The following is a 14576-nucleotide window of genomic DNA, read 5'->3' on the forward strand; positions in this document are numbered from 1 at the left end:
GGAACGTGGTCTTACGCTACTATCTGGCGAAAAATCATATGATTCCCATGAGATCCTGTCTTACACTCTTATTCGTTTTTGTTATCTCTGTCGCCATAGGCCAGCAAAGCCAAACGATTGATCTTAGATGGAAGATCGATAATAATGACACCCTCACCTACGGCACCGTAATGAAGGACATAGAACCTTCATCCGTAGAAATGGACTTTGGCGGCTTGCTCCGCTCACTTTCAGATAGTACCTCTAAAGGCATTGACAATAGCAAACCACTGTTCAGGGAGCTTAATGAACGCATTAGGAACCTGGACTATGTAACCACTCTTACCGCTAATGAGGAGGGTGTGGTAGACATACTCATGTCTGCCCAGCCCACAAGCACCACGGATGAGACGGACTCAAAAGCCGGCAAAACGGCGAAAGGATCAAAGTCAATAGGCCAGGGAGTCGTGTTACGCGGCTCGGTATATGAGTCAGGCGGTGTTCACAGCTTCTGGCTGAAGAGTCAGCAAAAGAATATGGTTGCCCTGCTTTTTGAGCTACCTGCTGGCCCGGTAAAAGTGGGAGACAAGTGGCCTCTGGATGTTAGCTTGATTTCCAATGACCAGAACTTTGCATGCGATAGTGCCTATAGGGTAAATGAAGTAACCCTTACAGAAATCAAAGAAGTAGAAGGGGAGACAGTCGCTGTATTAAAGTATAATGTAGTAGAGTATGTAGATGGTGACTTTATCCTTCCTTATGGGGGGCAGGGGCCAAAAGACCCACCATGCTCATGTTTTCGTGTCAGGGGGTCGCTGAGTTTTCTATCGATAAAGGGCGTTGGCTCACTTATGATGCACTCATGAGTATGAAAGCCAGTGGTGCCATGAATGCTAAGAAAACCACTAAATTCACCTTAGTGCAGGAATAAGTTGAGACTGCGTGGCACTAAGCCACTTTGATATAAGCACTTTTTATAGTGATGATAGCTACCCGCTTACTATTACCATGAAGGCAGGTGACCACCAACCTGGAGAAACGATAAAATATTGGAGCAAATAAGCCCTTTAAAACAAAAGAGGCTGTCTCAAAAGTGTTGAGGCAGCCTTTACTTTTTTCTTTCCAGGCTCATCTGCTGTAAATGCTATTGATGATCTGTTTTCTTTTGGCGAAGAAAACAGGCTCTCTATGAAGCCTTTTTGAGCAGGTTATGTGCAATAGCCAGTAGTCCGGCTTCTATTTCGACTTTCTCTGTTCCCCGCATCATAAATCTGCGGAAGCCCCGGTTGTGTTTGATGGCTGCGAACACAGTTTCTACATCTGCCGGTCGCTGCTTGCGATGAGCTATTCCCTGGTCACTCATAAGCATATCCCGCACTTTTTGCTTGTGAGTTCTAAGGTTATGATTGATCTCAACTATCCGGTTGCCTTTTGCTTTAAAACAACCGCTCCTTAATGGACACTCCAGGCAGTTTCTGGCCTGATATTGTGCATAAGTTTGTTCATAACCCGACTTAGTTTTTGTTTTTCGCTTTCCTATATGATCCATTGGCTGGCCTGCCGGGCAATAGATCTTATCCTGCTCTTCGTTGTAATGCAGGTTCTGAGATTTAGATATGTCTTGCTTCCATTTTCTGGTTTGCTCCTTATGGAAGTAATTATACTTTACATAGGCCTTCTCTACTTTATCTTTCAGATAGTCATAGTTCTCTTCGCTACCATATCCTGCATCAGCGCATATAGTGTCAGGCAGGGTGTTATATAACTGCTGATAGTTCTTAAGATGGGGTTGTAACGTTAGGGTGTCGGTAGGATTTTGATGGATCGTGTAGTTTACCAAGTATTGATTGGAGGTGCTGATCTGAAGGTTATAGCCCGGCTTGAGCTGTCCATTTCGCATATGGTCTTCCTTCATCATCATAAAGGTTGCATCGTGGTCAGTCTTTGAATAGCTGTTTCGTTGTCCCAGTATAGCTTGCTTCTGCTGGTATTCAGCCAGCTTCCCAGGCCAGTTTTTTCGTGCATAGGTAAGCTTCTGCCTCTTCCCTTTTGCTATCTTCTTGCCCGTGAGTGCCTGGTCAATCCTATCAATAGTATCACTAACCTTTCGAGCATCGATTTTGCTAAAATCAGGCTTTTCCTGATATAACTCGTCTTCTGCCACCCGCTGGGTATAGTCCCACAACTCTTCAAGCTGTTGGCTTATCTTTTCGGTATTGGTCTTAATAGACCTGCCCCACACAAACGTGTAGCGATTAGCCTGGGCTTCTATCTTGGTGCCGTCGGTGTAAACTGTCTTTAAGTCCAGTAGGCCCTCATCAACTAAGAACATTACAATCTGAGCAAAGATCACCTTCAGGCTATCTTTCAACCGATCGCATCGAAAACGGGCAATAGTGTTATGGTCAGGCTTGTTCATACCTGCCAACCACATGAAGTGAACGTTTTGACCAATAGCTGCCTCCAACTTGCGGGTAGAGTAGATATTACTCATATACCCGTAAATCAATATTTTAAGCAGCATCCTTGGATGATATACTGATGTACCGCCAGGCTTATAACCAGTCAATAGAGGGGCAATATCAAGACGATCGACCACTTCGTTGACCACCCGAACTGGATGGTCTGCCTCTATTAACTCCTCCAGGCTCGGAGGTAAAAGCATAATTTGCTTGGGGTTGTAGTCTTTAAAAACTATCTTTTCGCTTATTGACACAACTCAAGATATCACATCTTGGAAAGCGGGGGTAGTAATGCCCTCGCTTTTTTTATGGCCAACTCCAAAAAAAAGAGGCTGCCTTTTGAGACAGCCTCTTTGTTTTACTATCGTCTTACCTGACTAGTGCTTCATAAACATATACCTCATTGATCTGTCATTCAGGGTTCCGCTGATAAAATATAGCCCCTCTGGCAACTGCTGCACATCCAGTTGTATGGTATTATTACCCTTCCGGATATCTTTTTCAATCTCACTCCATACCTCACCGCTGGTGCTGATGACTTTAAGCTGCACCGTACCCTCCCGCTCGCTGGTAAGCGCTATGTGCATCTGCTCAGATGCAGGGTTAGGGAACGCCTCTAACACATAGTCCACACGTTGGTCCTGACTCAGGCGCGCTCCTGCTCCCGTACAGGTGATATCGTTCATACCCGCATCATACGCCAGCGACGCATGCGTCACATCAGTCACACAGAAATTCACCATCACATTTCCGCTGGCTGTTGCCGTAGTGTTGAGGGTTACTGTCCCGTCAGCCCCCGTAACACCCCATACCGATTCAGCGATAGTTCCAGAGAAATTGCCCGACACAGTAGCATTCGCTACAGGGTTTTCCTGGTCATCATGGATAGTTACCACAGCCGTGCCCGACTTAGAGCCACGGCCCGCGCTGGCAGTACCCGTCACTATGGACTGCACATGCATGGATACAGGCCCTCCTGTATTAGAGGAAGTAACACTCACAACCTGGCTCGTCTGGCCTGTGGCACCCTCATTATCAGTAACGGTAAGGGCTACTGTATAGTCACCGACCGCAGCATACGTGTGGCTCACGTTAGCCCCGCTGCCATTAGTACCATCTCCAAAGTCCCAGCTCCACGCCGTAATGCTTCCATCGCTGTCTGTACTGCCTCCCCCGTCAAAGTCTACTGCAAGGTCAGTCGCATTGAAGGTAAAAGAGGCAACCGGCGACACATTATCCGTCCCTGAGCCCGTATCTGCTATATAACTATCAAAGTTATCCCAGTAGTAAGTATCCCCCGTGAAAGAGTTAGAAGCAAACAGCACAATGATCCGATCTACAGCCGCAGGGTCTGTAGTACCATCGGGTTGGTCCAGAAGGTCAAACGCTATTCGCTCCCACGAGCCGTTTTGAGTAACCTTACCCACATAGCGGCTATGTCGGCCTGACGGATAGTTGGTAGCCGTAGCCACCGCACTATTCTCAAGCTGTATCAGAATTTCGGCACCTGCAGGAGCCTGCGTCAGCACATCCATATAGAATTTCTCCAGACGTTCGCTGTATACATCTGCATCTGCTATAGCTGACGTGCTATAGGCAATCACATCATATTGCTCCTGGCTATTACGAATATATTCTGCACTTATAGCAGAAGTGTTAACACCGGAGGCATCCGGGTTACTGACTTCCGTCAATGAGCCCGTGAAAGAGTTTAGGCTTACTGTACCTGGCGCATCGAAGTTTTCAAAAGTAAAATCATACACGTAGTTAGGCGCTACCGTTACATTGATGCTTTTAACTGTTGTCGTACAGCCGTTAGTTACCTCACAGCTTACTACCCCGCCAGTGTCTCCCCAGTCTACGGCAATCGCAGAGGTTCCGGCACCGCTGCTTATGGTAGCTCCCGCAGGCACCGTCCAGTTAAAGGTAGCGTTGCTACCGGCGTTATTTACAGTATAGCTTTCCCCAGCAGCCTGGTAAGCTACCAGACGATCCCCGGAAACAGACGGATTAAAGCCTCCCTCATAGACCCTTACGTAGTCAACTTCCATCGTGCTGGGGAAAGGAGTGGTTTCGTCCGGGCTTCCTGGCAAATTACCTCCTACGGCCACATTCAGCAGAAAATGCATCTGGTTAGTAGCATCAAAAGGCCAGTTGAAAGGCGCTACGTCGCTGCTGGTCAGCGTTTGATACAACACATCGTCCACGTACCACCTGATCACACCAGGCTCCCACTCGATAGCGAACACGTGAAAGTCCTCGGCAAAGGTAGAGCCATCATACTTCGTATAGTCCGTACCTGTAAATTGATTATCAGGATAAGGCTCACCGTAGTGGATCGTGCCAAATACTTCATCAGGATGCTGTCCCAGGTACTCCATGATGTCGATTTCACCACTTTGAGGCCATCCCCCATACGGCTCATTAGTAGAGAGCATCCAAAAGGCAGGCCACAGACCCTGGCCTGTAGGCAATTTGATGCGTGCCTCGAAGCGGCCGAAAGTAAAGTCCGCCAGCCCCTTGCTACGTAAGCGGGCAGAGGTGTATGCCTTACCTTTCACCCTCTCCTTTTTGGCAGTGATCTTAAGTGTACCATTGTTAACTACAGCATTTTCAGACTGATAGTACTGCAGTTCGTTGTTACCCCAGCCACAGATGCCCTCCTGGCAACCATCGCCTATCATAGGCTCCCACTTTGTCAGGTCAAGAGAGGCGCCATCAAACTCATCATTCCACACCAGCCTAGGACACTGCGCGTGTACCGATAAGTTAATGAGTAATAAAAAGAATACAGATAAGTAGGTATGTTTCATAACTGTTGAATTAGTGCAATACATATACTATTAAATATCGGTGTAAATGCAAGGACAAATCCCCCGATTTGTTTTGAACCATTTGAATAAATTACATTCAAAAACACCCTGCCATTTAGCCAAATCAACTATGAATGAATTTGCGTGATTTATTTATTACCCTTCGGATTTTAACCATTCCAATTTACAAGAATCGCTAAGTACGGGTGCATAGCACGTGTTTTTGGTCACAACCTGTTACAGATTTAAAAACCGGAACAGCACATATAAAATATGTAATATAACACCATCAACCCTCACAACCCTAGCACCACAAAGTGCCTGTGGCTTAAGCCACATAAATCTGAAAACCAGTATCGTAATATTAAATTTAATTCACTAAATTAAGTCTATGTCAGTCATACCTGATGTAAACCTATTAACTCAACCTAACCCATAAGCAAATGAGAAACCTCATATACCTGTTAATAATGGCCGGCTTAATGGCCTGTGCCAAAGCAAGTGAAAACCGGGAGCCCGACCTTCAGCCAGAAAAAGAGATTGATGTACAGGCAGAGCTGGCATCCATTGAAGAAACCAGGGCCGGGTTTCAGCAGGCCATAAAGGAAGGCAGATTTAGCGACCTGAGGCAATATTCAACACAGAATGTAAAATCACTCACCCCGGACTGTGGTGCATGGGAGCCATTTAAGGCATTGCGTAGCAATCCATCAGGGGAGTTTCATTATGACAGCTTAGTAATGAGGCCTACGGAAACAATAATCGTAAGCGACAGCGTAGCCTACGATTTTGGCATGAGTTCAACTTACTATACAAATGAAGCAGGTCAACCTGTGGAGCTCACAGCAACCTTTCTTGCCGTACTTAAAAAAGATAAAACCGATGGCAAATGGAAGCTTCACAGAGAAGTCGCAAACACCCGAAGGTTAGAATAAAGCCATTTTTTAGGCAGACTTCCGGGCAAAAAGCCAAAGCGCACCGCTTCTTATACCATCTATTATTCCACCTTGCCACCCCTGGTCTCTTTACGCCAGGGAAGCCTGGGAAGCAAACCCGTTACCAGCAATAAAAAAAAGGGCTAATACCAATGCGGTATTAGCCCCCAAATAAGGATTAAAATGGCATGTTATACCTTTTCCGGCTCTCGCTGCTTCATGATCTGAAGTTCTTCTGCCTTCTTCAGCACCTTAATATTCTTAAGCGCAAAGCCTGTGTAGCCATTCACTCGCTCCACCAGCTCATAAAACAGGAAGGGCATATCACTGAAAGGTTTAATGAACTTCTGTAGAAGGTAGCCATCTCCCTCCTTATCCACCAGCACACCCAAGCGTTCAAGCCTGTCAATATCCAGGTCCTTCAGATCTTCATTCTCCCGAAGCAGATCGTAGTAGGCCGAAGGGAATTCCACAAACTCAACACCTGTTTCATGAAGGGTCTCTACCGTAGACAGCAGATCGCCACATGCAAAAGCCAGGTGGTGTACAGCAGAACCATACTGGTCTATATTACCCTGGATTTTGTTATCTAATCCGGGCTGGGCTGGTTCCGCAATCACAAAAGTGAGGTCTGAGGAAGGTATTTTATTGATCATCAGGGCAATACCTGTGGTATTTTCGGGCCCGCTTGGTATTTCCTGTATCAGCTCAGTATTAATGCTTTGGCTTAGGTACTTAGCCCAAAAAGCCATCTCATTAACCCTTACCTCACTGGCTACATGATCAATTTTCTCAAAGCTTATCCCAGGATTGCCCTTACCGGTTGCCGTAGGGACAAACCCTGGCATAAAGTGACCCTTATAATTTTTGCGGGAGATATAGCAGATTTCAGACTTGTCATATAGCCTTACAGTTGCCGTTTCCACCGAGCCCTCGTCATCTGTTACGTTAGCCGGTGATGCCAGAGGAATCGCTCCTTTCTTAATTGCCTCATGCCAGGTTTTTTCTACGTCATCTGTCTGAAAAGCAATGCGACGCACACCGGTATGATTAGCACCAATAAAGGAAAGAACACTTTCCGATTTATCCGAGCGGTCATAAGCACTCGTTATCAGCAACCTGATAGAGCCTTTTTCCAGCAGGTAAGAAACCTTTCCCTGTTCATTGTATACGGCAGTCTGTTGAAAGCCCAGTGCCTGCGTGTGCCAGTATGCCAGTGGCTTGGCTAATGGCACAATAATTTCAATATGATCTAGCATGATAATTATTTAAAGTTGATAGATTATTTAGCGTCAGCCTTAGCGCCCTGTGACCTTACCGCTATGGAGGCTTCCAGGTATTTAGCTAACCGGCTGATGGCAGTTTCAATTTCCTGAGGAGTGAGGTTTGAGAAGGTAAGTCTTATCTCATTTTTGCCCCCGCCCTTCTGGTGGAAGTAAGCCATAGGACAAATGATCACTTCAAAATCCTCGGCGCATTTTACCACTTCAGCGTCAGACAATTCAAAAGGCACCTTCAGGCTAAGGAAAAAGCCACCCTTAGGCCTGTTCCATGAGATATCGCTTGCCCATGTGCTGGTGAAAGAACCAATGTATTTATCGAGACATTCAAGCGTTGTGTTCAGCTTATTACGATAGCTCTGCAGCTTCTCGTAATTGTATTTACTGAGGCTGTAGTCTTGCCTTAACAACAGACCACCCAGTATAGCCTGAGTGATAGTAGGTGTGCTATTCGTCAGACTGGCCTTTACCTTTACCATTTCATGAGCCAGGCTTATCACATTTCCATCGGTCCCCATGACTTGCTGATCAGCCACTACCAATCCTACCCGCAAGCCAGGGAAAACTGACTTGGAGAAAGAGGTAACAAACAGTACTCTCCTGAATTTATCCAGCGACTTGAGTGTGGGAAGGGTTTTATCAAGGTAAGTGAAGCTGTTGTACACACTATCCTCAATAATATAGAAGTTATACTTTTCAGCCAGTCTGAGAAGAGATAACCTTTTGTCCACTGGCATAGATGCACCAGAAGGATTCTGATGGTCAGGAATTACATATACCAGCTTGACGTTTTTCTTTCTCTCCCGGTGAGCCAGTATTTTTTCTTCCAGGGCTTCGAGGTCTATCCCTGTATCGCTGGTACCCACATAGTCGGTCTCATAGTCAAAGGTCTTGGAGAAGCTTCCCAGACCAATATAGGTAGGGTCTTCCATCAGGATCACGTCCTCTTCCCGGTTGCATAAAGTAGCCGTGATAACTGCAAAAGCCTCCTGCGCACCCACGGTCACGATTACCTGGTGTTCCTTTACAGTAATATTTTCGTCTTTTCTAAGAAACTCGCAAAGGATCTCATTGATTATACCCTGTGTTTTGGCGTACTGCCCCACACTATTGGCTATTTTATCCCGGCTTTGGTTAGATTTACTTTCCAGGTAATCAATGTAAGACTCAAAGTACTCATTGATTTCATCTATTTTAAAGTAGGACTCGTCGGGCTGCCCAGCCGCCAGAGAAACCGCTTTAGGGAACTTAAATTGAATGTCGTTAAGGAAGCCAATAACATTCTTAAAGTTCGTACTGAGGGCTGTATTAAGCTTAATATTATGATGTTCAGGCACTTGTGAAGTTTGAGAGGTGTAAACCAAATTTTTAATCAATTGCTCTTCCAAATCCTCCAGGCTATAGAATAGCTCATCAAAGCTTCTGACAGCAAAGTACTGGCTCTGTAACGCGTAGGGGTTATACGGAGTATTCAGAATGTGGTGTATGTCAAACGGATAAATAGAAGTTTCCTTGGAATTAAGGTTTTCTATTTCTGTTTTTGAGGTAACGATAGCTCCTCCATAAGGCTTTAGCTCACCGCCTTCCCATATTACGCCCATTTCGAAAGTATACCAGTAAAGGCGCCCCAGAAACTCAACAGCCATGGGATCTTCCGCATACTTCAGTGCGAGAATACTAAACTTGGTGAGGAATCTGAAGAATTTCTCATTAGTCAATAAAGGAATATGACCATATATATCATGAAAAATATCCGGCAATTCACTGAAATCGAGTTCTTCCGGTTTCCGGCAATATACGGTTACAGGGTATTCCTTATTGATAAGCTGATAGAAGAAATCCTTTGTGGGAATTAGTCCGGTTACAGGAATAAGCTTCCAGCCTGACACTTCCTTTAGTTTTTCACTTAGTGAAGGAATGTTCGCTACTTTATCATTCCCTTCAAGCCTTAACAGGTCGAATCCGTTTTGGTATTCTTTCGACGTAAGACTTAGATTTTCCGTCAGGTGACGATTAACCAAAGAGGCCCATGTGCTATGATCCTCTTCGGTATACATAGAGTAATCTTGTTCAATCAGCATAGCTCAGTTTTAATTTAAACCAATATTTAATTTCAGTGAATTAGCTATTATCCACATATAGGATTTGCCCATAACATATAAAGAGTTTACCCTCTCTTCTCCTCAGACATAGATTACTATCGTCTTTAAAGCAGAAAGGAAGTGATGTTTCCAATTGGATTTTACGCGATAACCTTCCCGGAATTCAGTACATTGCCAGGATCAAATAACTTCTTAAGCTGAAGCAGAATATTATACTTTACGTCTCCGATTTGATTTTGCAAAAACTGCTTTTGAATCAGGCCAATCCCATGTTCTCCTGTTATCGTTCCGCCCAGTTTATTGGCTTCGCGAAACATGTCTCTGACTAATTCCTCCTCTGAAGACGCTTCATTTCCTTTTTCAAGAATCAACATAGTGTGTAGGTTGCCATCTATTATATGCCCGAATTTCACAATGTTGCATTCATATTTTTTAGCAAGCATATCAATATGCTGTACGTACTCCCCTAATCTGGATAGCGGAACAGCCGCATCGATATCCCTGTAAAACCTGTTCCCTGTATTAAGTATACCCCCTAGCCCTTTTCTAAAGGCCCATATTTTATTAATCTCTTCCGTACTGCGGCCTATAAGGATAGGCTCCTTTACAATATCCTGTGCCAGGCTGTTTATTTGCTCTACAAGAGAAAAAATATAATCTTCTGAATGGCCTTCCAGCTTAATGATCAGGTGGGCATTGTTAGCATGTTGGGGGAACATGGAATAGCCATAATGCCCTTCACAAAGCAGGATCGCCTCACGATCCAAAAGCTCCACGGCGCTGGGCTCTACGTCAGACTGTCGTATGGCATGGCACAGCGCTATGGCACTTTCTATACTTTCAAGGCCTGCCAGCAAGTGTATTTCCGTGGCAGGCTTCGGTATTAGTCGTAATACCACTTTAGTGATCACACCCAATATACCCTCACTTCCTGCGAATAGCTGGGTAAGGTTAAGCCCGGCAGTATCTTTTCTCATGTCGGTGCCCGTCCAGATTATCTCACCTGAAGGCAATACCACCTCAAGGTTCAATACATAGTCAGCCATCACCCCGTATTTACAGGAATTTATGCTGCCTGAGTTTTCCGACACATTACCCCCTATCTGGCAACTGCCTGAGCTTCCGGGCTGAATTGGGAAATACATCCCATTCGCCTCAACCTCTTTGTATAAATTGGCTGAAATTACGCCGGCTTCAACCACCGCAATCCGGTCAGTCTTATCAATTTTAATAACCTTGTTAAGCTTCTCCATCGACAGGACCACCCCGCCGTTCACAGGCAAGGCTCCACCAGTCACACCGGTTCCTCCCCCTCTCACAGTCAGAGGCATATTGTGCTTCGTACACACCTTCAGGATATCAGCAATCTGCTCGCTTGAATCAGGCTTAACGAGGATATCAAATGAGTACTCCTTATCCATCGTCTCATCTTTCCCATAATGCCTGTTCTCAGGGGAGAGAAGATGAACCTGGGAGGCATTGCAGATAGCAGTTAGCTCATTATATACGGACTGAAAGGGTAATTCTTTCACGGTGGTAATCATAGCCGGATGAAGTTTATAGCAATAGTAATCATTAAGGTGTCTTATACAGAGGATCGGAAGACTGGGTGATGAACTTGATCTTATGAGAGGGCAGGCTTAGCGTACCAGTAAGATCCCCTCCATTATCAACTCATAAACGCCATTCTCAACAGCAAATCTCAGGTTGTTCTTAAGGTCATCAATGTCCTGGCTTTCCGTAAAAAACATCAGCCCGTTAATTATTTCCTCATTCTGACTAAGGAAGAAGCCTGTAAGCTTGTCCAACACATCGCTTACTATTGCCGGTGATTCAAAAGAATCTAAAATGATCTTAAATACGCCAGGCACATATTCTTCAATCGAACCATCAGCTTTCGGTGTAAGCACGCAGGTGTATCGCCCATAGTTGAACCAGAACTCCTGGAATGATCCCGCATTAAAGCTTGTACCCAGATCGACTTTTTCACCTACTGATACGATTTTGATATCAGGATTCCGGACAAGTTCATTATTGACAAATGGACTGGGACTACCAATGAATTTATCGATCAGGCTTTTATAATCTATGGAGGTCGACAGCCCGTTTTTAATCAGCGCTTTCCTTAAGCGGTATTTGGCTACTTCGATAGTGGCCTTATGCAAAGTTGGATCTACCTTTTCACCATTCGCTGCTGAGCCGAGAGCTTCCAACATTTCCTCATACGCCTCTGCAAACCTATCCCCAACCTCACTTACCGGTTGTTTATAGACCTCTTCCACCTCTGCCAAACCAAGGTCCTCATTCACCTGGCGTGATGTCATAAACCACTTATCGGCCAAAATCTCAAGCAGAGCCTGTCTGTTGTAGTTGAATACAGAATCATTCGGAACGGAAGCCTGTATCTCTCCTTTATTTAAACGATCAGCATCAAGCCTCAGCAATCTCAGGTAAACAGCTCCGGCTTCCAGCTTTTCATTTCCTTCATCACCTGCTGTTAGGTACGTTGCTATTCTATCAGCATATTCCCGAATAGCATCAGGGGTGATTACGTTTTCCCGCTGCTCAGCCTTATGTACAGAATAGGCTATTCCACGAAGCATGGACTGGGTATTACCATTAGTACCTTCATCAGAAAGCTGGAGCTGGTCATAAGGATCAACTGCTTTAAAATAGGCTTGGTCAAGATAAGGTGCCGGCAGGCAAGAGGCCTTTTCCATAGCGCTGAACCGGCTTAGCTCAGCTTCAATGATATGGTTACCAAGGCTCACCAGTACAGTATTACCATATTCCTGTCCTACCTGGTTTAGCACCCAGCCAATGCCGGAACGGCCATATTCAAATGAATGCAAGGCCTCACTTCCATCCTCTATTAGCCCATCGACAGTCAGATCACAAAAGGCAAGCAACTTACGGCTTAGCACATCAATATGACTCATCACCCAGTCTTCACTGTGATAGCGATTGAGTAGGGTAAATACATAGAGGCATCCTGCAAGCCCATCATTGAAAGAAGGCCGAAGGGCCTCCAGCTTATGAAATTGACTTTGGACACACCTTTTGGATATAGTAATCGCATTATCCAGAAAAGGCCGTTCACTTGTTATAGAAAAGGCAAGTAGGTTAAGGTAAGCAATTCCCATATAGCCGTGGTAAAGGCTATAGTTATGAGACCTGTCACGTTTGAAAACATCCATGTACTCCGCAATATTCTCTTTCAGTTTGTTTAGATCAGAGGCATTACTTTCTACGCTATACCTTGATATAAGTAAAAGATTGGCCTCCAGGCATTTCCCTGAAAAAGTATTACTCCAATTTCTTCCTCTGATGTCCGCAGAAGGGGCAGAAGGGTTGTCACAGGCACGGACCAACATATGATCAATGAGCACTAGTACCTTAGTATCGGGAGATAGCGTCTGCTGAACAGGATCGGTATGCATTTCTTTATAATTCGTAAGTCAATAGCTGGTTTTCAATTCTTTCTAGGTATTCAGGATACAACTGCTTCATGTAATCCTCCAGAAACGGATAGGAGAACTTGTCCTTCTTATTGATGCCAAAGGTGTGCACATAGTTAGTGGCATGACCGGCAAGCCTGAATGTCTTAATTACTTCAGGAATAGTTTTTATACCGGGATACACACAGGCAATATCAATATCCCTCAGAGTGGCCATCATATAAAATAATAACTGCTCATACACGCAGTTGAATAAACCGGAATTAATACCTGAAATACTCTCCTTATTCTTTTCTATGAAGGCAAATATCTTCTTAGTATAATCCTGAAAAAAGGCTATGTCAAATCCTCCGATTACACCTGCATTAATCGCATAAATGCTTTGCTGGCTCACATCTACGGCCAGTAATTCTTCGGGAATATCATCGAAGGACTCTATGATGCTCTTCATCATATCCCCATATAGTCTCGGCTCATTTTCTATATTCTGAGAAACCAGAGGGGCATTATCCAGATGATGCGGCAATTTTTCCCATAAAAAAACATCCCCATCCACATGGATAAAAGGCTCCTTTTGTAAGCTGTAGGTATAGACTTTTCCTATAGCCCAAAGATCCGTTCCATACTCATCCAAATCGTTTAGCCTGGTAGATACCTTATCATAGGGTAACTGTAGTTGATCTATCAAAAGATATTTGCCATAATCGTCCGTATACAGCTCTACCTGGTTATAGAATTTCTTTAGCTGAAGGCAGCTAAAAGCCCAGCTCAGATAATTATATTTTTCTGAAGGCCAGCCTCCTTTTAAGCGATGTTCAGCACTTTCAGCTTTATTCTGAAAGAACGGCTTAGTCCAGAAGCTTTGAATTATTTTATATGACATAGCAGTATTCTATATGAAAGAGGTTAGTGAGAGAGCGTTAGTCACCAGACACCTGATAGGAAAAGCACACATCAAAGCGCACACCGTTATTTTCCAATAGCTGTTTATACTTCCTGTAATAGCTATCTGCCAGTAACTCCCCGTTAAAGTAAAGTTTACCCTCCTTTATTAGCAGTTCACCCGTTCCATTTTCAGAAATCAGCTTATCCTGCTTTAATTCTTTCTTAAGCACTTCTTTGTTTACAGGCACAGGTGGTGGTGGGGCAGGCGCTGAGAGAGATGAATCACATGACTCTTCAGAGGGCTTCTTTTTCTCGCCAAACGCAGCAGGTGCCGGAGGTACCGGTGGCGACAAGGGTGAAGAGTTAGAAGAGCCCCAGTTTTGAAACACAAATTTTTCCTGACCCTCAATGATTGATTTTGCATAAAAATAGGTATGCCTATCAGGGTTCGGGGTGAATTGGAAGGCTCCATCGACTACGTGACCTACTTCCAGCTCCTTCAGTACTTCATCGGCAAGTACAGCTTCTATACTATCATATGTACTGATAACTTTTTCGCCATTTTTCCCTTCAATATGAAGTTGGTATTTAGTTGAATTACTCATTGCCTTTATTTATCTATTAGTAGTTTGGGCTAATATCATTTATGCATATTCTGCCTG

Annotated in this window: 10 protein-coding genes; 2 read left to right on the forward strand and 8 right to left on the reverse strand. The window is 44.5% G+C overall.

The window, feature by feature from the left end:
• Positions 1–47: 47 nt before the first annotated feature.
• Entirely contained in the window at positions 48–845 is a 798-nt protein-coding gene (locus tag AB9P05_RS04930; RefSeq protein WP_371907695.1) for a hypothetical protein, read from the forward strand.
• Positions 846–1165: 320 nt separating this feature from the next.
• Here the strand turns inward: AB9P05_RS04930 and AB9P05_RS04935 are convergent, their stop codons facing one another.
• Together AB9P05_RS04935 and AB9P05_RS04940 are read right to left on the reverse strand one after the other, a co-directional pair.
• Positions 1166–2689, reverse strand: a complete 1524-nt coding sequence (locus tag AB9P05_RS04935) for an IS1182 family transposase (RefSeq protein WP_371911333.1) — start codon at positions 2687–2689, stop codon at positions 1166–1168.
• Between the two features lie 129 nt (positions 2690–2818).
• Positions 2819–5254 carry a family 16 glycosylhydrolase gene (locus AB9P05_RS04940; protein WP_371907696.1) on the reverse strand — a complete coding sequence of 812 codons (2436 nt, stop codon included), beginning with the start codon at positions 5252–5254 and terminating at the stop codon, positions 2819–2821.
• Positions 5255–5697: 443 nt separating this feature from the next.
• Here AB9P05_RS04940 and AB9P05_RS04945 point away from each other — a divergent pair, with 443 nt between their 5' ends.
• Positions 5698–6189 (forward strand): DUF4440 domain-containing protein, encoded by a 492-nt coding sequence (locus AB9P05_RS04945; RefSeq protein WP_371907697.1) that lies wholly within the window; start codon positions 5698–5700, stop codon positions 6187–6189.
• Positions 6190–6380: 191 nt separating this feature from the next.
• Here the strand turns inward: AB9P05_RS04945 and AB9P05_RS04950 are convergent, their stop codons facing one another.
• From AB9P05_RS04950 to AB9P05_RS04975, 6 genes are all read right to left on the reverse strand, one after another.
• On the reverse strand, positions 6381–7448 hold the full coding sequence (locus AB9P05_RS04950; RefSeq protein ID WP_371907698.1) for a VOC family protein: 1068 nt from the start codon (positions 7446–7448) through the stop codon (positions 6381–6383).
• A gap of 23 nt (positions 7449–7471) precedes the next feature.
• Entirely contained in the window at positions 7472–9550 is a 2079-nt protein-coding gene (locus AB9P05_RS04955; RefSeq protein WP_371907699.1) for an aminotransferase class I/II-fold pyridoxal phosphate-dependent enzyme, read from the reverse strand.
• A gap of 161 nt (positions 9551–9711) precedes the next feature.
• Positions 9712–11115, reverse strand: a complete 1404-nt coding sequence (locus tag AB9P05_RS04960; RefSeq protein WP_371907700.1) for an FAD-binding oxidoreductase — start codon at positions 11113–11115, stop codon at positions 9712–9714.
• 96 nt (positions 11116–11211) lie between these two features.
• Positions 11212–13011: a lanthionine synthetase LanC family protein gene (locus AB9P05_RS04965; protein ID WP_371907701.1), complete on the reverse strand. Its 1800-nt coding sequence runs from the start codon at positions 13009–13011 to the stop codon at positions 11212–11214.
• 4 nt (positions 13012–13015) lie between these two features.
• Positions 13016–13912, reverse strand: coding sequence for a DUF6734 family protein (locus AB9P05_RS04970; RefSeq protein ID WP_371907702.1), 897 nt, complete (start codon positions 13910–13912; stop codon positions 13016–13018).
• Positions 13913–13949: 37 nt separating this feature from the next.
• Positions 13950–14519, reverse strand: coding sequence for a hypothetical protein (locus AB9P05_RS04975; protein ID WP_371907703.1), 570 nt, complete (start codon positions 14517–14519; stop codon positions 13950–13952).
• Between the last annotated feature and the right edge of the window lie 57 nt (positions 14520–14576).

Origin of the sequence: Roseivirga sp. BDSF3-8 (assembly GCF_041449215.1) — a bacterium.
Classification (GTDB): domain Bacteria; phylum Bacteroidota; class Bacteroidia; order Cytophagales; family Cyclobacteriaceae; genus JBGNFV01.

Bases quoted from the DNA above. Each gene is read 5' to 3' on its own strand.
- AB9P05_RS04940 (WP_371907696.1), bottom strand. From the start codon at position 5,254: ATGAAACATACCTACTTATCTGTATTCTTTTTATTACTCATTAACTTA.
- AB9P05_RS04975 (WP_371907703.1), bottom strand. From the start codon at position 14,519: ATGAGTAATTCAACTAAATACCAACTTCATATTGAAGGGAAAAATGGC.
- AB9P05_RS04970 (WP_371907702.1), bottom strand. From the start codon at position 13,912: ATGTCATATAAAATAATTCAAAGCTTCTGGACTAAGCCGTTCTTTCAG.
- AB9P05_RS04960 (WP_371907700.1), bottom strand. From the start codon at position 11,115: ATGATTACCACCGTGAAAGAATTACCCTTTCAGTCCGTATATAATGAG.
- AB9P05_RS04945 (WP_371907697.1), top strand. From the start codon at position 5,698: ATGAGAAACCTCATATACCTGTTAATAATGGCCGGCTTAATGGCCTGT.
- AB9P05_RS04965 (WP_371907701.1), bottom strand. From the start codon at position 13,011: ATGCATACCGATCCTGTTCAGCAGACGCTATCTCCCGATACTAAGGTA.
- AB9P05_RS04955 (WP_371907699.1), bottom strand. From the start codon at position 9,550: ATGCTGATTGAACAAGATTACTCTATGTATACCGAAGAGGATCATAGC.
- AB9P05_RS04950 (WP_371907698.1), bottom strand. From the start codon at position 7,448: ATGCTAGATCATATTGAAATTATTGTGCCATTAGCCAAGCCACTGGCA.
- AB9P05_RS04930 (WP_371907695.1), top strand. From the start codon at position 48: ATGAGATCCTGTCTTACACTCTTATTCGTTTTTGTTATCTCTGTCGCC.